The sequence below is a fragment of the Pseudoalteromonas sp. A601 genome, assembly GCF_002165575.1.
Classification (GTDB): domain Bacteria; phylum Pseudomonadota; class Gammaproteobacteria; order Enterobacterales; family Alteromonadaceae; genus Pseudoalteromonas.
This window is the reverse complement of the sequence record NZ_MXQF01000008.1, coordinates 139,937-159,147: the sequence shown is the minus strand read 5'-3', so window position 1 is coordinate 159,147 and position 19,211 is coordinate 139,937. Positions and strand designations below refer to the sequence as shown.

The 19,211-nt window shown below is 39.5% G+C and carries 15 protein-coding genes; 10 read left to right on the top strand and 5 right to left on the bottom strand.

Annotation, left to right across the window (positions count from 1 at the left end):
• The 6 genes from pyrD to B5G52_RS08655 all read left to right on the top strand — a co-directional run bounded on the left by pyrD (nucleotide 1) and on the right by B5G52_RS08655 (nucleotide 7,790).
• The gene (gene pyrD / locus B5G52_RS08680) at nucleotides 1-1,011 is read left to right on the top strand and encodes a quinone-dependent dihydroorotate dehydrogenase (RefSeq protein WP_087532274.1); all 1,011 of its coding nucleotides are present in this window, start codon (nucleotides 1-3) and stop codon (nucleotides 1,009-1,011) included.
• Between the two features lie 120 nt (nucleotides 1,012-1,131).
• Nucleotides 1,132-1,662, top strand: coding sequence for a cell division protein ZapC (locus tag B5G52_RS08675; protein ID WP_087532273.1), 531 nt, complete (start codon nucleotides 1,132-1,134; stop codon nucleotides 1,660-1,662).
• A 90-nt stretch (nucleotides 1,663-1,752) separates the two neighbouring features.
• Nucleotides 1,753-3,870 carry a bifunctional 23S rRNA (guanine(2069)-N(7))-methyltransferase RlmK/23S rRNA (guanine(2445)-N(2))-methyltransferase RlmL gene (gene rlmKL / locus B5G52_RS08670; protein WP_087532272.1) on the top strand — a complete coding sequence of 706 codons (2,118 nt, stop codon included), beginning with the start codon at nucleotides 1,753-1,755 and terminating at the stop codon, nucleotides 3,868-3,870.
• The gene (locus B5G52_RS08665) at nucleotides 3,863-4,102 is read left to right on the top strand and encodes a glutaredoxin family protein (RefSeq protein ID WP_087532271.1); all 240 of its coding nucleotides are present in this window, start codon (nucleotides 3,863-3,865) and stop codon (nucleotides 4,100-4,102) included. Before rlmKL ends, B5G52_RS08665 begins: the two co-directional genes overlap by 8 nt.
• Nucleotides 4,103-4,119: 17 nt before the next feature.
• On the top strand, nucleotides 4,120-6,036 hold the full coding sequence (locus B5G52_RS08660) for an ABC transporter ATP-binding protein (protein WP_087532270.1): 1,917 nt from the start codon (nucleotides 4,120-4,122) through the stop codon (nucleotides 6,034-6,036).
• Nucleotides 6,037-6,047: 11 nt separating this feature from the next.
• Nucleotides 6,048-7,790, top strand: coding sequence for a DUF3466 family protein (locus tag B5G52_RS08655; protein ID WP_087532269.1), 1,743 nt, complete (start codon nucleotides 6,048-6,050; stop codon nucleotides 7,788-7,790).
• 69 nt (nucleotides 7,791-7,859) lie between these two features.
• Here the strand turns inward: B5G52_RS08655 and ansA are convergent, their stop codons facing one another.
• Nucleotides 7,860-8,870, bottom strand: a complete 1,011-nt coding sequence (gene ansA / locus B5G52_RS08650) for an asparaginase (protein ID WP_087532268.1) — start codon at nucleotides 8,868-8,870, stop codon at nucleotides 7,860-7,862.
• Nucleotides 8,871-8,942: 72 nt separating this feature from the next.
• Complete coding sequence (gene sppA, locus B5G52_RS08645) at nucleotides 8,943-10,808, bottom strand: signal peptide peptidase SppA (protein ID WP_087532267.1); 1,866 nt, start codon at nucleotides 10,806-10,808, stop codon at nucleotides 8,943-8,945.
• A 220-nt stretch (nucleotides 10,809-11,028) separates the two neighbouring features.
• Here sppA and B5G52_RS08640 point away from each other — a divergent pair, with 220 nt between their 5' ends.
• Together B5G52_RS08640 and B5G52_RS08635 are read left to right on the top strand one after the other, a co-directional pair.
• Nucleotides 11,029-12,990 (top strand): FAD-dependent oxidoreductase, encoded by a 1,962-nt coding sequence (locus B5G52_RS08640; protein WP_087532266.1) that lies wholly within the window; start codon nucleotides 11,029-11,031, stop codon nucleotides 12,988-12,990.
• A 63-nt stretch (nucleotides 12,991-13,053) separates the two neighbouring features.
• A complete protein-coding gene (locus B5G52_RS08635) occupies nucleotides 13,054-13,740 on the top strand; it encodes a DoxX family protein (protein ID WP_087532265.1) in 687 nt (228 codons plus the stop codon).
• A 100-nt stretch (nucleotides 13,741-13,840) separates the two neighbouring features.
• Here the strand turns inward: B5G52_RS08635 and B5G52_RS08630 are convergent, their stop codons facing one another.
• Entirely contained in the window at nucleotides 13,841-14,494 is a 654-nt protein-coding gene (locus tag B5G52_RS08630) for a DUF6058 family natural product biosynthesis protein (RefSeq protein WP_087532264.1), read from the bottom strand.
• 172 nt (nucleotides 14,495-14,666) lie between these two features.
• On the opposite strand from B5G52_RS08630, the gene dapA reads away from it, so the two are divergent.
• Nucleotides 14,667-15,581: a 4-hydroxy-tetrahydrodipicolinate synthase gene (dapA, locus tag B5G52_RS08625; RefSeq protein WP_087532263.1), complete on the top strand. Its 915-nt coding sequence runs from the start codon at nucleotides 14,667-14,669 to the stop codon at nucleotides 15,579-15,581.
• 141 nt (nucleotides 15,582-15,722) lie between these two features.
• Here the strand turns inward: dapA and asnS are convergent, their stop codons facing one another.
• Nucleotides 15,723-17,120 (bottom strand): asparagine--tRNA ligase, encoded by a 1,398-nt coding sequence (gene asnS, locus B5G52_RS08620; RefSeq protein WP_087532262.1) that lies wholly within the window; start codon nucleotides 17,118-17,120, stop codon nucleotides 15,723-15,725.
• 283 nt (nucleotides 17,121-17,403) lie between these two features.
• Between asnS and B5G52_RS08615 the strand changes: the two genes are divergently transcribed.
• Nucleotides 17,404-17,838: an AAA family ATPase gene (locus B5G52_RS08615; RefSeq protein WP_087532261.1), complete on the top strand. Its 435-nt coding sequence runs from the start codon at nucleotides 17,404-17,406 to the stop codon at nucleotides 17,836-17,838.
• A gap of 24 nt (nucleotides 17,839-17,862) precedes the next feature.
• On the opposite strand, the gene bioA is transcribed toward B5G52_RS08615, so the two are convergent.
• Nucleotides 17,863-19,155, bottom strand: a complete 1,293-nt coding sequence (gene bioA, locus B5G52_RS08610) for an adenosylmethionine--8-amino-7-oxononanoate transaminase (protein WP_087532260.1) — start codon at nucleotides 19,153-19,155, stop codon at nucleotides 17,863-17,865.
• Nucleotides 19,156-19,211 lie beyond the last annotated feature (56 nt).

Below are 19,211 nucleotides of genomic sequence, written 5' to 3'. Positions count from 1 at the left end.
ATGTTTTATGATCTTGCTCGCCGTTTTATGTTCACCCGTGATGCGGAATGGGCCCATGAGTTTGCATTACATAATTTACGCCGCTTTACTAATACACCATTTAGTGCCGCGTGGTCGCAATCAGTGGCTGATCGCCCAGTTGATTTTTTGGGTTTAACGTTTAAAAATCCCGTAGGTTTAGCAGCAGGACTTGATAAAAATGCTGAATGTATTGATGCATTTTCGCAAATGGGCTTTGGTTTTATTGAAGTAGGTACTGTTACACCACGGCCACAAGCGGGGAATGACAAACCACGTATTTTCCGTTTACCTGAGTCAAACGCAATAATTAATCGTATGGGCTTTAATAATAAAGGCGTTGATAATTTAGTAAATAACGTCAAGGCGGCTAAATATGATGGAATTTTGGGGATCAATATTGGTAAAAATAAAGATACCCCAAATGAGCAAGGCAAAGACGATTATATTCACTGTATGCGTAAAGTATTTGAACATGCGTCATATATTACAGTAAATATCTCTTCACCGAATACCCCAGGGCTACGTGATTTACAATATGGTGAAGCACTTGATGACCTTTTACAGAGCCTTAAAAACGAGCAGCTTGATTTAATTGCTAAACATAATAAGCAAGTACCTATGCTAGTTAAGATTGCGCCGGATCTGGATGAGGTGCAAATTGGCCAAGTTAGTGAGTCTTTGATCAATAATAAGATCGATGGAGTGATTGCCACAAATACCACTCTTGAGCGTACAGCAGTGCAAGGACAGCAATACGCTAATGAAGCAGGAGGCTTATCTGGTCAACCTGTGCGCGCACGCTCAACCCAAGTGGTTAAAGAGCTTAAGCGTCTTACACAAGGCAAGCTACCTATTATTGGTGTAGGTGGGATTGACGATGCTGCCAGTGCAAAGGAGAAGTTTACCAGCGGGGCTGATCTGGTACAGGTATACACAGGATTTATATATAAAGGCCCACAATTGGTAAAAACGATCCTCTCGGGCTTATAAGGATCAGTTATCTAAGCTTTTGATCGTTCAATAAATGTTCTAATAAAATATTTATTAAATGGTCAAAAGCCGCTATAATCCTCATTTATGCAGTAAGTTTTAGGAGCAATGGGGAAGCACATGTTACAAGCATCAAAACAATGGAAATGGATAGCTTGTCCTACAAATAATCGCTTATTGGTCGATCTAGACCAAGATATGCAATTGTGCACGCCTTATAAACTTCGACAACTTACCGACAGCGCTTTATCGGAGCCTAATTTTAGTTTAGAAGATGCAGCTTTTTATCAGCAAGTATATCAATATCTTGATGGTTTTAATTTATGGCAAGCAGCCCAGCTTTGTCAGATTGCGCTTAATGCTACTGCGGCAAAATTTCATTTAAAACCTGTGCTTGCTAAAAGTTGGTTTTTTGAACCGTATACAGGCCATGAGCCAAGTGTAGAGGCAATAATTAAGTTACAATCTCGTATTCAAACGGGAGAATTTTTAATAATTGACCACAGTGATGACGCATCCTTGTGTATTAGTTTGTCTGAGCATTATCAACTAGATGAAAACCTGAGCTTGAACCAGTTTGAAGCAATCCGTGTACTTAACAATCGAGTACACCCAATTTATACCCACGCACAAAACAGTAAAACAGCCTAAGCAAATTTTTTATTGTTAACCCCTTTATCACGTGTTTGTATGCCAACCTATGTTATAATCCCGCGTAATTAGCTACTAAGGGTTTTTACTTTGCAATTTATCGCGCTTACTTCTATCGGAATCGAAAATTTATTGGTTGATGAACTTACTGAAATTGGGGCTACTGTCACCAAGCAAACAGTGGGCTCTGTGCGTTTTGACGCGGATACAACACTAGCACAAAAAGTATGTTTAATGAGCCGTTTCGCGACCCGCGTTATGATGTTGATTGAAGAAAAAGAAGGCGTTAATGACAAAGATAGCCTGTACAAATTTGCCCGTCTACAACCATGGCAAGAATGGTTTGGGCCGACTCAGACTTTTGCTGTTGATTTTAATGGCACGAATGATTCATTGAAAAATACGCAGTTCTCTGGCCTTGTGATCAAAGATGCGATTGTTGATTACTTCAATGATTTATATGAACAGCGTCCTAATGTTGATAAGCAAGATGCTAACGTGCGTGTGGTAGCGCGTTTATCTCGACAAGGTGTGGCAATGTACATCGACTATTCTGGCCCGCGTTTGTCTGAACGTGGTTACCGTGAAGGACAGGGTAAAGCACCTATCAAGGAACACTTAGCTGCAGCACTTATTAAGCGCAGTGGTTGGCTTGATAATGTACAACAACCTTTATTTGATCCATGTTGTGGTGCTGGCACTATTTTAATTGAAGCCGCAGGTATGGCTCGAAATGAAGCCCCAGGCTTATTTCGTGAAGGGTTTGCTTTTGAAAGACTGCCAAGCTTTCGTGTTGCGAAATTCAATGCATTAAGAGAAGAGCTTATTGCTCAAATTACAGATCCTAAATTATGGCTAATTGGCCATGATTACGACGGGCAGGTGTTAAGTAAAGCCGTCGATAATGCCAAGCGCGCAGAGCTCGGTGATATTATTAAATTTAAGCAAAGTGATGCCACTAAGCTGACATCTGTTGCAAAATTACCTGGTGTAGTGATTTCAAACTTACCTTATGGTGAACGTATAGGTTCAATGGCAGAGTTGGTTGATTTACATCGTAGTTTAGGCACGGGGTTTAAAAAGCACTTTAATAATTGGAAGCTGGCTCTTTTGGGCATGGATGAAAGCCTCTTTAAGCTTTTAAAATTAGTTAAACTTAAACGTTATAAATTTAAAAATGGACCGCTTGATGTGGTATTAAATTTATATCAGTTAGACGATAAGCAAGTCAGTCAAACAAGTGAAGATAAGCCTGCGCTTAATTTTGAAGGCTCAATGTCTTTTGCAAACCGTGTTAAAAAGAACAAACAAGGTTTAAAAAACTGGCTCAAGCAAAATGATGTGCAAGCGTACCGCGTTTACGATGCCGATATCCCAGAATATAACGTGGCAGTAGACGTATATGGTGACTCAGCAGTTATCTTCGAGTATGCCGCGCCAAAAGAGATTGATGACGCAACAGCGCATAAACGCCTGCAAGATGTGATCACTTTAACCGCTCAGCAGCTTAAAATTGCCCCAGAAAATATCGCTGTAAAAGTTCGTAAAAAACAAAAAGGGGAGGAACAATACACCCCAATGGCTAAGCAAAACCGGACTCAAGTAATTGAAGAGTTTGGTGCTAAATTTAAAGTTAATTTGTTTGATTACTTAGATACAGGTTTGTTTTTAGATCACCGCTTAGCGCGTCGCTATATTCAACAAAATGCCAAAGATAAACGCTTTTTGAATTTATTTGCCTATACCGGAACTGCTTCTGTGCATGCCGCCCTTGGTGGAGCTAAAGCGATTACGACTGTTGATTTATCTAAAACTTACTTAAAGTGGGGGCAAGATAATTTTGAGTTGAACAATATTAGTAATACTCGCTACCGTTTTGAGCAAGCTGATTGTCTAAAATGGTTAGAATATGCAACAAGCCAGTATGATTTGATTTTTTTAGATCCGCCAACATTTTCAAACTCTAAGCGAATGAAAGATGCATTTGATGTACAGCGAGATCATATCAAGTTACTAACCTGGGTGAAAAAGATTCTTAGCCCATCAGGCACACTTATATTTTCAAATAACAAACGTGGTTTTGCGATGGATGAGGTTGGCTTAATCGGTTTAGGGCTCAAAGCGATTAATATTTCAGAACAAACATTATCGCCAGACTTTAAACGTAATAAGCAAATTCATAATAGCTGGTTAATTACGCATGGCTAATTGGACTTTGTACCATACCGATGGCTGTCACCTTTGTGAGCAAGCCCATGAGTTAATCGTCCCATTATTGCAAGACGAGCAGAATTTAAAGCTGGTGGATATAATGAGTGACGAAAAGCTCATTGCCGAGTATCAAATCAGTATACCCGTTTTAAAAAGCGAAAATGGCCAAATGTTATTTTGGCCATTTACTGCGCAACAAGTGCGTCAGTTATTTACGCAAACAGCATAAAAGAGTACATAAACAACATGGATTTAATCAGAATTTCAAAAGCGCAATTAGCTTACGGTACACACCCATTATTAGATGACGCTGATGCGGTGATAGAAACCGGTGAGCGAGTGTGTATAGTTGGTCGTAACGGTGCAGGTAAATCAACTTTATTAAAAGTTTTAGATGGCCAAGTTATTTTAGACGATGGTGAAATTAACCAGCTAGGCGGCATCAAAATTTCTCGTTTAGAGCAAGATCCGCCAAAAGGCGCCAGTGGTACTGTATTTGATTATGTTGCTCAAGGTATGCCTGAAATTGCAAACTTACTTATTGATTATCATCATGTCAGTACTCAACTACAAACTGAATGCACCGACAAATTATTAAACCAATTAGAGCGCTTATCGAATCAATTAGAAGCAGCGGATGGTTGGCGGTTTGATAGCCGTATTCAGCTTGTTCTTACTCGTTTAGAGCTTTCACCAGAAGCAAAACTTGAATCGCTTTCAGGTGGTTGGTTACGTAAAGTTGCATTAGCACGCGCTCTTGTCAGTGAGCCTGATTTATTATTACTTGATGAACCAACGAACCACTTAGACATGGACAGTGTTATGTGGTTAGAGCAATTTTTAAAAGAGTTTAAAGGTGGAATTGTCTTTATTTCTCATGACCGTGCATTCATCCGCGCGGTTGCGACCCGCATTTTAGATTTAGACCGAGGTAAACTGATTTCTTACCCAGGTGATTACGCGACTTATCTTGAGCAAAAAGCGCATGATTTAAAAGTTGAAGAAACACAAAATGCGCTTTTTGATAAGCGTTTAGCTGAAGAAGAAGCGTGGATCCGCCAAGGTGTTAAAGCACGTCGTACGCGTAATGAAGGGCGAGTACGTGAACTTAAGCAATTACGCGTTGAACGAAAGCAACGTGTAGAGCAGGTAGGTAAAACTGACTTTAATATCGAAACTGCGGATAGATCAGGCAAGCTTGTATTTGAAGCGAAGCACATTCATCATGCTTTCAAAGATAAAGTGATTGCTGATGACTTTTCTACTCTAGTAATGCGTGGCGATAGAATTGGACTGGTTGGCCCCAATGGTATCGGTAAAACGACACTATTAAAGTTATTATTTGGTGATTTAGCTGCTGATAGTGGTGATATCAAACAAGGCGTAAACTTAGAGTTTGCCTATTTTGACCAATATCGTCAAAAGCTTGATGAAGAAGCAACCGTGCAAGATAACGTTGCTGAAGGTAAGCAGGAAGTTATGATGGGCGGGCGTTCGCGTCACGTGCTTGGTTATTTGCAAGACTTTTTATTCCCGCCTGCGCGTGCTCGTACACCCGTTAAGGCATTGTCAGGTGGTGAAAAAAACCGCTTATTGCTTGCTAAGTTATTCTTAAAACCATCAAATATCTTGGTACTGGATGAGCCAACCAATGATTTAGACATCGAAACACTCGAATTATTAGAAGATATTATCAATCAATATCAAGGTACAGTGCTTATTGTAAGCCATGACCGTGAGTTCATTGATAACACATGTACCAGTGTATGGGCGTTTGAAGGTAACGGTACTATTACTGATATGGTAGGTGGGTATAGTGATTATGAAGCCTATGTAAACTACCTTGCGCAAGAGCAAAAAAAACAAGCGGCGGCACCCGTTAAAAAAGCAGAAAAGCCTGCGGTTAAAACAGCTAAAAACGACGAAAGTAAGGGCAATAAACTCTCTTACAAATTAAAGCTTGAATTAGAGCAATTACCCAGTAAGCTTGAGCAACTTGAACAAGCAATAGATTATCAGCAAGCGGTTGTTAATGATGCAGACTTTTTCAAACAAGACGCAAACATTACTTCTCAAGCATTGAACCATTTAGCACAACTTGAGTCTGACCTTGAAACCGCGTTAGAGCGCTGGGAAGAACTTGAAGATTTAAAGAATCAGTAGTAAGGACTAAAATGAAATATAAATTACTCGCTGCCAGTATTTTAGCGACAATAAGCACATCAGCTTTAAGTGCTACTTACCAATTGACCGAACTTGGTTCATTTGATGAAGCAAAACATAGTTATGTTACAGACGTAAGTGAAAACGGCCATATGATTGGCCTAGTAAATGGTTTATATAATTTACCTATTGATGTTAGTTATATTGATTTTACAGACAGTTTAATTGAAAGTGCTTATCGTGAGCGAGAAGAGTACTTTAAGCAAATTAAGAAAGAAATAAGCTTCACGCTTGACGATATTCAAAATAAAAACGCTGCGGCAACAAACTCTGATGCACACAGCTTTATGCTTTCTTTTTTAACTAATAAACAGGCAACTAATTCTGAATATCAAAAGCTCGCCAACCTTGCTGCGATAAGATTTTCAGAGGATGGTTCACCAGCGCAAGAACAAGTGTTTTTTGATATTGGTTCTGTTGATTTTAGTGGTTTAACCCGTTCAACCAGTAACATTTATAACGCCATTGCCGATGATGGTGTTTCAGTAGGTTGGGGCAGTGCACCTTATGAAAAAGTTTTATTCACACCAGATGGTCAAGATAAGGAAGAAACCCATTTTGAACGAGAGTTTATTTCTCGCGGTGTTGTTATTTCTGACTCAGGTGTAGCGTTCCCATTGTTCCCTGATTTTGATGAATATGGTGGTATTAGTTCAGCCGGTGATATCGTAAAGACTAATAGTGGCTACACAGTAGTAGGCCAGGTTTCAACGGGGATACCTGAAGATAGACAAGAAAATATTGATGATAACTGTGATGGAGAAGATGAATTAATCAGTGTTTGTATAGAAAATATACACAGAAGTTCATCGTCACAATTATTTGACTTACGGGCAGTCAAGTGGAAACTGGATTCTAGTTTGAATATCGTTGATACTGAAATACTCGGCCTTGGATTGACACCGGATGAAGATGAGGGTGCTGCATTTATAAGTAATGCGGTAGGGGTTAATAAAAACGGTATAGCAGTAGGCTATTCTTCAGTTCGATATGTAAAAGACTCTGACACCATTTTATCGTTACCCGTTTATTTTAAAGATGGTAATGTTACAGAGATAGTCGATCAAGAAGATGATTGGTTTGGTGGTAAAGCTATTAGCATCAATGAGAATGATGTAATAGTTGGCTACGCTACTAAGTATATTGAAGGTGCCTCACGGTTTAAATTTTTCTATCATGATATCGCATCGGGTAGCACGGTTTTTCCGACTGATTACTTTAATAGCTCAAGCTCATTTGCCAATGATATTAATGATAATGGTTATATTGTAGGTGAAGGTGAAACTGATGTATTTAATGTTGGGTCTCGTCGTCGCGAAGGTTTCTTGTATAAGATAGGTGAAGATAGCATTACTAACCTTAACGACTTGCTACCTTGTTATGAGGAAGACGGTGAAACACGTTACAAATACGTTGTTTCAGAGGCGAAGTCTATTAATAACAACAACGAAATCTTTGGTGTTGCAACCAAAACGGTTGAAAAAACAGATACATTAGGCGGTGTAGTTACTGATATCAACGGCGATATAGAATACGAAAGTGTTTCTGTAGCAGTCAAGCTAACCCCAATTGATGGTGAAGTCGATAGTTGTACAGATCCAGAAACAGAGACCTATGAGCGTCAATCAGCAAGCTTCCCATGGTATACCTTACTATTGCTGCCACTAGTTGGTTTGCGCCGCGTATTTCGTTAATTTTAACTAGCTCTAAAAACAAAAAGCACGCTATTTAGCGTGCTTTTTCTATCTATTTAGCCATTATATTTAACGGCTCAGTTCACCTCGTAAATTATCCTGCATTAAGTGACGAATGGTTTCCACTTCAAGCTGCTGACTGAATAAGTAATGCAGTTTAGTTAAACATGCTTCTAGTGTCATATCATAGCCGCTTATTACGCCAATATTTAATAAGGCGTTCCCTGTCGCATAGCCACCCATATTGACATGACCTTTTAAGCACTGAGTCAGGTTAATAATGACCATACCACGTTTACTGGCACTAGATAGTATGTCTAAAAAATCAGGGTCCTGAGGGGCATTTCCTACACCAAAACTTAATAACACCAATGCTTTTATGTTGTCGTTAACCAAGCTTTTAACTACAGCGTGGCTAATACCTGGGTAAAGGTATAAAACGCCAATAGGTTGTGGGGTGATATTGGTTACTTGGAGTTCGTTTTCAACATAGGGGCTAAGTTGCCCTTTTAATAATTGTATGTTGATACCAGAGAGCGCGAGAGGGTCTAAATTTGGGGATGCAAATGCATCAAAGCCATCTGCGTGCGCTTTGGTAGCTCGATTACCTCGAAAAAGCTGGTTGTTAAAAAACAAGCTAACCTCAGCAATTGGGTAGTTAGCTGCTAAGTACATGGCATTAAGTAAATTAACTTGTCCGTCAGAGCGAAGTTGTGATAATGGAATTTGTGAGCCGGTCACAATAATAGGTTTAGTGAGGTTTTCAAACATAAAAGATAATGCCGACGCGGTATAAGCCATGGTGTCAGTTCCATGAAGTACAACAAAACCGTCATAGTCTTGGTATTTATTTTTAATATCATCGGCAATGAGCTGCCAATGTTCAGGAGACATATCAGAGGAATCTATCAAAGGGCAATATTCGTGAATGTCAAAAAAAGGCATTTCATCACGGTTAAATTCTGCGTTATTAGCCACTGTTTCGGTCAAAAAGCCTTCTGCAGGAATATAGCCGCGGCTTGATTTTTTCATTCCTATGGTACCGCCAGTGTAAGCGATATAAATACGTTTACGTTTCATAAAAAAGCCCAGTAAAAAAACTGGGCTTAGTATAACCTGTGTAGGTATAGAGTACAGTCGAGAAGGACTAATTTACTGAATAACGTTACACACTAAACAACGAGAATAGATATTCTGTGGATCATTATAATCTTTTAAATCATTGATCTCAGTACTTAACTTTTTCACGATAGAGTTAAGATCTGTTTGACTCGCTAGCACACTTTGTGTGGTGGTTGAGTTGCCAATAAATGCTTTAACAGAGGCATTACCAAAAATGTCCTGCATCATCTGCTCTTGTGGTGTTAAGCTTTGTTTAATTGTTTTGACTTCATAAAAATCGAGTTTTGCTAGAGCTGCGGCCGCTTCAATGGCATCTTGCTTGTTACCTAGCTTATCGACTAAGCCAAGCTCTTGCGCTTGTGAGGCAATCCAAACACGCCCTTGTGCGATACTATCAACTTGTTCAGGTGTCATGTCACGTGCATCAGCCACAACATCTAAAAAGCGACGGTAAGCATCTTCAACGCTAAGTTGAATAACCTGAGCCATTTTTTCGTTTAGTGGGCGAGTGATTGATAAACCAGCCATTTCAGTGGTCGCGACACCATCAGAATATACGCCAAGTTTAGCCATACTGTTTTCAAATGTCATAAAACTACCAAATACACCAATAGATCCAGTAATCGTACTTGGTGCAGCCCAAATTTCATTAGCGGCAGAGGCAATCCAGTAACCTCCTGATGCCGCAACAGAGCTCATTGAAGCAATAACAGGCTTACCAGCTGCTTTAAGTGCAAGTACTTCGGCACGAATAACTTCAGATGCAAACATGCTACCGCCACCTGAATCAATACGTAGTACCACTGCTTTTACTTTATCATCTAGGCGTGCTTTACGAAGTAGGGCTGCCGTTGAGTCACCACCGATTTCACCCGCTTTACGTTCACCATCAACAATAGTTCCTTTAGCAACAACAACAGCGACTTTTTCCGTAATTGGGTTGTCAAACTCCATGGGTGGTTTAACTAACGATAAGTATTCATGGAACGACACTTGATTGAATGTTTTACCGGTTTCTTCAGCGCCTACAATATCAATTAACTGTTGACGAATTTGCTGATTGGTTTTTAATGAATCAACCCACTGATTTTCTAATGAGTATTTACCAGAGTCACCATTGACCGCTTGCATTTTTGTAAGTAACTCATCCATCGTTTCATCAAAATTTGATTCATCAAAAGGGCGTACTGCTGCAACATCACGCTTATATTCTTGCCATAAAGCACCTAACCATACACGGTTAGCTTCTTTTGCTGCATCAGACATATCATTGCGAATAAAGGGTTCAACAGCTGACTTGAACGTACCAACACGGAAGATATGTTGGGTAACGGCAAGTTTTTCTAAGGCATCTTTAAAGTACAGTGGGTACATGCCATAACCTTCAATTGCTACTCCACCATAAGGGTGCATAGCAATCTCATCAGCATGAGCGGCAATGTAATACTGCGCTTGGGTGTAATAATAACCTGTTGCAATAACTTGTTTATTTTGCGCTTTAAAACGTTCAATAGCGTCAGTGATTTGTTTTAACTTATTAAGGTGTGCACTGGGCATTTTTTGAAGATCAAGCAGCATTACGCTAATTCGCTCGTCTTTAGACGCTTGATCAATGACTTCAATAATGTCATCGAGTAGTATTTCAGCCGGAGCTTCGTTACCCATAGTGGCATCATTAATCGCAGCTTCAACAGGGTCGACATAGGTTTTCTCTTCAACGATTGGTCCGTTGAGGTTTAACCGTAATACAGACGTATCTGCAACTTTAATTTCATCCTCATCACTTGTTATTGCAACGATAAAAAGAATAACAAGTAATACGAATAATAAATTGAGAACTAAACGGCGGGAAAAATTTAACCCAGTCCAAAGTCCTTTAAATACCTTTGCTATCAAAATAAATCCTTAATTTGGTACAGCTTATAACTAGCACTATCTTAGCTCAGAATAAAAAATAATTTAACTGTTAAATCGTAACTAAGTATTTATGAAAGGCAAAACTAACCTAAACTTATTGACATATTTTACATTTATTACCTGATTTGTTGCTTATTGCTTGCCAATCAAGCAGAATTCACTAATGTATAGAGGTTAGACCAGTTGATTGGGGCACAGAATGTTAGAACAACAATTACAATTAAAGCACACACAATTACGCAATCGTTTAGTTATGGGCTCGATGCACACAGGCCTTGAAGAAGGTTGGCACAATCGAAAGCGTTTAAAAGCGTTTTACGAAGCACGGGCGAAAGGCGGCACAGGTATGATCATTACTGGTGGTTACAGCCCTAACCTAAGAGGTAAATTAACACCTATATCGTCTTCATTTAATAATTTTTATGATGTGATCAAACATAAAGCATACACCGATGTTGTGCATCAACATGGCGGAAAAATTTGCTTACAATTATTACACGCAGGGCGTTATGCATATCACCCCTTTAATCAAGCACCGAGTGCAATTAAAGCGCCTATTAATCCGTACAAGCCAAAAGCAATGTCATTGGGCTCAATAAAAAAAACCATCAAAGATTTTGCTCACTCAGCAAAACTTGCTGAAAAAGCAGGCTACGACGGTGTTGAAATCATGGGCTCAGAAGGTTACTTAATTAATGAATTCATGGCTCCTCATACAAACAAGCGGATTGATGAATACGGTGGCAGTTTAGAAAATCGAATGCGATTAGCAATCGACACCGTAAAATCTGTACGTGAAAAAGTGAGTGATAAGTTTTTAATTATTTTTAGGTTATCAGTGGTTGATTTAATTCCTAATGGCTCGACTCCTGATGAAGTGGTAATTCAAGCAAAAGCTTTAGAGCAAGCGGGTGTAGACATATTAAACACAGGTATTGGTTGGCATGAAGCAAGGGTACCTACCATTGCCAGCATGGTTCCAGCAGGCGCGTTTAAAGAAGCATCTAAACGTTTAAAAGAAGCTGTTAAGTTACCTGTAATCGCGGTAAATAGAATTAATACTCCCGATATAGCTAATGATATCTTAAATGCAGGTGAGGCTGATTTGATCTCCATGGCAAGACCATTACTTGCTGATCCTGACTTTTTTAATAAATATAAAACCCAACAAAGCAAGCAAATAAATATTTGTATTGGTTGTAATCAAGGCTGTTTGGATCATGTATTTAAAGGTAAACGCGCAACGTGTTTAGTGAATCCACAAGCCGGGTTTGAGCTAGATTATCCACTACACAAAACTAATAAAACAAAAAATGTATTGGTGGTTGGAGCAGGACCCGCAGGACTATCTGCTAGTTGTTATTTAGCGCAAAAAGGTCATCAAGTAACCCTTATTGATAAGAAGGCAGACATGGGAGGGCAGTTTAACCTAGCAATGCGTATCCCTGGTAAAGAAGACTTTAACCATACACTGACCTATTTTATAAATGAACTTGAACGTTTGAACGTCACAATTGAACTAGGAAAAGCATATTCTCAGCAGATGCTAGAAGATTACGATGATATTGTTTTCGCAACAGGGGTAAGACCTAGAGAAGCTTCCTTTGAATGTACTGATGGTATGCGTGTTTATGCCTATGATGAAGTGATCAGAGGTGAAGTAGAGTTAGGTAAATCAATTGCAATATTAGGTGCTGGAGGTATTGGTTTTGATATGGTCGCTTTTTTAACAGAAAAACGCGAGCAATCTATTAGTGAGTTTAAGTCACAATGGGGTATTGAATGTGAACCATCGCCGCACAAAGATAGTCGTCAATTGTATATGCTCAAACGAAGTGCAGGGCGCTTTGGCAGTGATTTAGGCAAAACAACCGGCTGGATCCACCGCCAAGTAGCTAAACAACATGGCGTAAAACAAATTGCTGATTGCCAATATTTAGGCTTCAATAAGCATGGCTTAACTATTAGCGTAAGTGGAGAAGAGCAAGTCTTACCTGTAGATACTGTAATTGCTTGTATAGGGCAGGTTTCAAATAATGAAGAGTTGAGTTCGCTTAGTGAAAACCCTAAGGTGCATGTAATTGGTGGTGCAAAGTTGGCTGCCGCTATAGATGCTAAACGCGCAATCTATGAAGCATTACAGGTTGCCCGTAAAATTTAACTGAAATAATCTCTCGTTCATAGCGGTCTTGTTGTTAGTACAAGTTAAAAAGGCGCGACCGCTATGATAAATACACTTCTCACTAGTTATAACTATTCAATTAAAAAATTAGCTATATTGGATGGCATACCTTCATTATTATTTCGCTTAATTCTCGCACCAGTGATGATTATTGCCGGCTATTCTAAACTTAACCTAAGTGTTGATTCAGTAGGGTTGAGTGAGCTGTTCCTAGCATCGCCAGATATAGTTGCATGGTTTGGTAATGAGCAATGGGGTTTAGGTTTACCGTTTCCTGATTTACTTGCCTTCTTAGCTGGTTGGAGTGAGTTTTTAGGAGGATGGTTTTTATTACTTGGCTTATTTACTCGCGTTATTACGATTCCACTAATGTTCACTATGGTTGTCGCAGCAACCACAGTGCATTGGGGTAATGGTTGGTTTGCTATAACACCAACAAACCCACAAACGAGCGCAGCACAAGTATTAGATTGGTTGTCTATACCTGGGGCAAAAGACAGCTTAGCCAATTCTCTTGAGGCACAGCAACGTATTGATAAAATTAAAACCTTGGTTAATGAACATGGCTATCCAGAGTACCTTTACGAAACAGGAACCCCCGTTATTTTGAATAATGGTATCGAATTCTCAGCAATTTATTTTGTTATGTTGCTCAGTTTATTCTTTACCGGCGGCGGCCGTTTTGTCAGCTTAGATTATTGGTTGTACTCAAGAGTTAAGGGAGAGTAGGAGTTAATCAAAGTGACAGTGAGTAAATTTATCTTAAATAAAAGGTAACCATGATTTAACGCCATACACTTTTATTTGCTTTACTATTTTTTGGTAATAATTATTTTACCGATAAGTCGTATTTGAGCACGAGCGCATCAATATATCGCGAGCGCAGAGTATGTTGCTTTTCATGATCAGCACCATGGCTCAATGCACGGTTTAATAACTTCATGGCGGGATGTAGCCGTGTGCGTTCATCTTGATTAAGACACGCCTTAGTGCGAAGTTCAGTGATGTCGTCTACCACTAAACGGCCAATATCAACAGCCGCTATTTCGTCAATTAAGCCGTTTTGTGTTAGTACACCATACTTACTGCATAAAAACTGTTGCCATACTTGTTGCAGGTGTTCTTCAACTTCACTACCAAATAGTTCCTCGTTAAACTCAAAACCTTGCTGTGCAAGCTTATTCAGTGCAGCCATATATTGCTGAGCAAAGTAATTAAATGCTTGGCTTGATGACGTTATTTTTTGCTTTGTTAAGCCTTGGCCCCAATTAACACACCCGCGCGGGTAATAGTCGTCGTACTCTTCACATTCATAAAGGCCGGAATATGAGCTACAACTTAACTGATTTTTAATGCAATAGCTGGGTTTAGGAAATAGTCCCGACTCCTGCCATAGTAAGAGCGTGTCTTCGTCGATTGCTAGGGCCTGACAAAGCTCTTCACTGTGATAAAAATGGGTTGCTAAAAATCGTGATAAACGCATAAATTGATACTCGAAGTAAAAAAATAATAGTACTGTTTATTTGTACAGTTGTTTTATTTTGTCTTACACTCGGTCATAACACAAGTTATTTTATTAATTAGGCTTTGCAAAACTCCCAAAATAAGTTCATTTATGTTACAAATACTGCAAGTTTTTTTAAGAATATATTTTTATGCGCAGCCTAGAACAAATTAAACAAGCAAGTCTTATCACAGCAATTAAAACCCCATACTTATCAACGGGTGAAATTGACCTTGCAACCTATGATCAATTAGTTGAGCAGCAAATTGCTGGTGGCGTTGATGGCATTGTTGTCGGCGGCACAACCGGTGAAGGCCAGTTAATGAATTGGGAAGAGCATTTGATGCTTATTGCGCACAGCGTTAATAAATATTCAGATAAATTAATTATTGTAGGTAATACAGGAAGCAATAATACCCGTGAAGCAATAAAAGCAACGGAGTATGGTTTTGCTAGCGGTATGGATGCAGCGCTGCAAATTAACCCTTATTATGGTCGTACATCAATTGCGGGTGTTAAAGAGCACTTTAAACGAGTGTTGGCGATTGGACCTGCATTTATTTACAATGTTGCAGGGCGTACAGGGCAAGACTTGACCCCCGATATTATTGAACCTTTAGCTCAGCATGAGCACTTTATTGGTGTTAAAGAGTGTGGTGGTAATGAACGTATCGAACATTATGAGCAACAAGGAATAGCATGTTGGTCAGGTAATGATGATGAAGCTCATGATGCTCGTCATATTTATAAAGCACATGGTGTAATTTCAGTCACATCGAACCTAATACCAGGGTTGTTCCGCCAATTAATGGATACAAAAAACGTTGAGCTCAATCGTTCATTACAGCCATTAATGAATTGGTTATTCTGTGAGCCTAACCCAATTGCAATCAACACTGCATTGATGATGACAGCGGCGGTTAACCCAGTATTTCGTTTACCGTATGTACCATTAAGCGCCCAGCAACAAGCTGAAGGTATTGAGCTGATAAACGCACTATCTGTTGAAGACATTGTTGGAAACACGGCTAAGCTATTACAGCAAGATGATTTAATTATTGGTTAGTGATGTTTATGCGATTATTTTAAAAGTCACCTAAGGGTGACTTTTTTGTACCATGCTGATTAGCCGTGTGGTTAAATCTGAATTTTGAATATAAAAAAACCAGCTGAATGAGCTGGTTTTTAAAATAAACAAATTACTTATTTAGTAAGTTGCACTGCCTTTGGTACGTGGGAAGGCGATAACATCACGTACATTGCCCATGCCTGTTACATAAGCAACTAAACGCTCAAAGCCTAGACCAAACCCTGAATGCGGCACTGAACCGTATTTACGTAGGTCGCGGTACCAGCTGTAGTCTTCTTTATTAAGACCCATTTCGTCTAAACGTGCATCAAGTACATCTAGGCGTTCTTCACGTTGTGAACCACCAATGATTTCACCGATGCCAGGTGCAACGACGTCCATAGCAGCAACCGTTTTTCCGTCTTCGTTTTGACGCATGTAGAATGCTTTAATATCACGCGGGTAGTTTTTAATAACGACCGGTGCTTTAAAGTGTTCTTCTGCAAGGTAACGTTCATGCTCAGACTGTAAATCTACACCCCATTCAACGGCATATTCAAATTTCTTACCGCAAGCTTTTAATATTTCAACAGCGTCAGTGTAATCAACTTGAGCAAAGTCTTTTTCAACAAACTCTTCTAAGCGCGATATAGCTGTTTTTTCTACACGTTGTGCAAAAAATTCCATATCATCACGGCGCTCTTCAAGTACGGCTTTAAATACATACTTCAGCATGTTTTCAGCAAGCTTTGCAATATCTTCAAGATCTGCAAACGCAACCTCTGGTTCAACCATCCAAAACTCAGCAAGGTGGCGAGATGTATTTGAGTTTTCAGCGCGGAAAGTAGGGCCGAATGTATAAATCTTAGACATCGCAGATGCATAGGTCTCACCATTTAACTGACCAGATACTGTAAGGAATGCTTCTTTACCGAAGAAATCTTCGCTGTAATCAACATCGCCTTTATCTGTACGCGGCAAGTTTTGCATATCAAGCGTAGACACGCGGAACATTTCACCAGCACCTTCACAGTCACTTGCCGTGATGATAGGTGTACTGATCCAGTAAAAACCTTGTTCGTGATAAAAACGGTGAATAGCTTGTGCTAAACAGTTACGTACACGTGTTACGGCACCAATAATGTTAGTACGCGGGCGTAAATGGGCGTGTTCACGTAGGTATTCGATACTATGGCGTTTAGCAGCCATAGGGTATGAGTCTGGGTTTTCTACCCAACCTAATACTTCAACCTTATTCGCTTGGATTTCGAATGACTGACCTTTGCCTTCAGATTTAACCAGTACACCAGTGACTGATACAGAGCAGCTTGCTGTTAAGCGGGTCACTTCTTCGTAATTATTCAGTGAATTAGGCACTACCGCTTGAATTGCGTCAAAACATGAACCGTCATGAACGGCTAAAAATGAAATTCCTGCTTTTGAATCGCGGCGAGTACGGATCCAGCCTTTTACTGTTACTTGGCTGTCTACCGCAACCTTGCCTTTTAATAGCTCTGAAATCGCTAAGTGGCTCATCTTCACTCCAATGATATAAGTTGCCTACATTAATAAATGTGTGCTTTGTTGCACTTGAACCATGTATCTTACCTTTGAACGGAAAATAAAAAAACATGTGGATGCAACTCTTTGTCGTTTCTTTATGCTTTTTTTGTCGAAATTTGATATTTTTTTATAAAGCGGCGGATTATTAATCACCATTGTAAATTAATGTCTCTTAAATATGCGATTAATGTCGCTTTTGTGGCATTATAGGTTTTTGATAATCTAGCTAATTAACCAACTAACAATTATAGGTTCCATGAAACAAGTTTTTATTTTACGCGGACTACCAGGCTCAGGTAAGTCTTATTATGCGCAAAACCTTGCTGATGAGCTCGTGCTGGGCGATCAAAGCCAATACTTGATATGCTCAACTGACGATTATTTTTACAACGAGAAGGGTGAGTATAAGTTTGATAAATTTAAATTATCACAATTTCATAATTTAAATTTAGCGCGCTTTATAAATGCGCTTTCGCAGTCAATTCCCTTGGTTATTGTAGATAACACCAATATAAAAAAATGGGAATTCATCGCCTATAGCCAAGCTGCAGTAGCGCTTGGGTATCAAGTCAAAGAAGTGATTGTAGGCGAGGTGAAAGATAAATCGATGCAACACTTATATGCAAAACGTAATGAACATAATATTCCACTTCGCATGATCAGCAAAATGGCTTACATGTTTGAATGGTAAGCCATTCAAACATGGTAATTTAAGCTATTTAAAGTGGCTTCCCTCTATCGCACAATAAATAGCGTTGCTGAGGGTGTTTATATCTGCTTTTGTGCTGATATACGGTGGCATTAAGTAAATAAGTTTACCAAATGGCCGTACCCATACCCCTTGACTGATAAAGTAAGCTTGAATTTTTTCAACGTCCACTGCATGTGTTAATTCAACAACTCCAATAGCGCCTAACGTACGTACATTTTTGACCTGAGCAAGCTCAGTGCATCTGTGCAAGGAGCTTAATGCATCGTTTAAAAGTGCAATCTGCTTTGCCCAATCTTGTTCGATTAATAAGTCAATGCTTGCACAAGCGACCGCACAGGCCAGTGGGTTACCCATAAACGTAGGGCCATGCATTAATACACCTGCTTCTCCTTCACTTATACCAATAGCAATTTTGTCCGTGGTGAGTGTGGCTGAAAGAGTCATTGTGCCACCAGTAAGTGCTTTACCAATGCACATTATATCAGGCTCAATTTGGCTATGCTCAACGGCAAACATTTTACCTGTACGGCCAAATCCTGTGGCTATTTCATCGCAAATTAATAAAACGTCATACTTACTACATAATTGGCGAACTGTTTTTAAATACTCTGGGTGATAAAAGTTCATGCCTCCAGCATTTTGCACAATCGGCTCAATAATAAATGCTGCTACATCTTGGTGGTGAGCTGCGAAGTACTTAGCTAATTGATGTGCCTCATGGTGATCAAAAGTCTGGCCAAATTGACTAACAGGGGCTGGGATAAATACATGCTCAGGTAAAAAGCCGCTGTATAAGGAATGCATTGAATTTATTGGGTCGCACACACTCATCGCAGCAAATGTATCGCCGTGATAGCCTTTAAGCGGAGTCATGAGTTTTTGCTTTGTTGTAATGCCTTGGCTTAACCAATACTGTAAGGCCATTTTGATGGCAACTTCAACGGCTACAGAGCCGCTATCTGCTAAGAATACTTTTTGTAAGCTATTTGGCGTAATTGCTACCAGCTTTTTACATAGCTCAATAGCAGGTTGATGGGTAATACCACCAAACATAACATGACTCATTGTATCGATTTGGTGATGCATAGCGGCTTTTAATACAGGGTGACCGTAGCCGTGAATAGCACTCCACCACGATGCCATACCATCAATTAAACACTCACCGGTTGCTAAGTATATTTTATTATCTTGAGTGTGGGTTACCGGATATACCGGCAAAGGCTGCGTCATAGATGTATAGGGGTGCCAAATGTGCTGACGATCAAAATCAAGGTCTATCGTTTGTTTTTTGTTCATTAGTAAACTTATTTGAGCTTCGGTTCGTTGACAATGTTACGCCAAGTCGTAGACTA

Coding starts and splice junctions, on each gene's coding strand:
- pyrD (WP_087532274.1), top strand. CDS start 1: ATGTTTTATGATCTTGCTCGCCGTTTTATGTTCACCCGTGATGCGGAA.
- B5G52_RS08675 (WP_087532273.1), top strand. CDS start 1,132: ATGTTACAAGCATCAAAACAATGGAAATGGATAGCTTGTCCTACAAAT.
- B5G52_RS08665 (WP_087532271.1), top strand. CDS start 3,863: ATGGCTAATTGGACTTTGTACCATACCGATGGCTGTCACCTTTGTGAG.
- B5G52_RS08660 (WP_087532270.1), top strand. CDS start 4,120: ATGGATTTAATCAGAATTTCAAAAGCGCAATTAGCTTACGGTACACAC.
- B5G52_RS08655 (WP_087532269.1), top strand. CDS start 6,048: ATGAAATATAAATTACTCGCTGCCAGTATTTTAGCGACAATAAGCACA.
- ansA (WP_087532268.1), bottom strand. CDS start 8,870: ATGAAACGTAAACGTATTTATATCGCTTACACTGGCGGTACCATAGGA.
- B5G52_RS08640 (WP_087532266.1), top strand. CDS start 11,029: ATGTTAGAACAACAATTACAATTAAAGCACACACAATTACGCAATCGT.
- B5G52_RS08635 (WP_087532265.1), top strand. CDS start 13,054: ATGATAAATACACTTCTCACTAGTTATAACTATTCAATTAAAAAATTA.
- B5G52_RS08630 (WP_087532264.1), bottom strand. CDS start 14,494: ATGCGTTTATCACGATTTTTAGCAACCCATTTTTATCACAGTGAAGAG.
- dapA (WP_087532263.1), top strand. CDS start 14,667: ATGCGCAGCCTAGAACAAATTAAACAAGCAAGTCTTATCACAGCAATT.
- asnS (WP_087532262.1), bottom strand. CDS start 17,120: ATGAGCCACTTAGCGATTTCAGAGCTATTAAAAGGCAAGGTTGCGGTA.
- B5G52_RS08615 (WP_087532261.1), top strand. CDS start 17,404: ATGAAACAAGTTTTTATTTTACGCGGACTACCAGGCTCAGGTAAGTCT.
- bioA (WP_087532260.1), bottom strand. CDS start 19,155: ATGAACAAAAAACAAACGATAGACCTTGATTTTGATCGTCAGCACATT.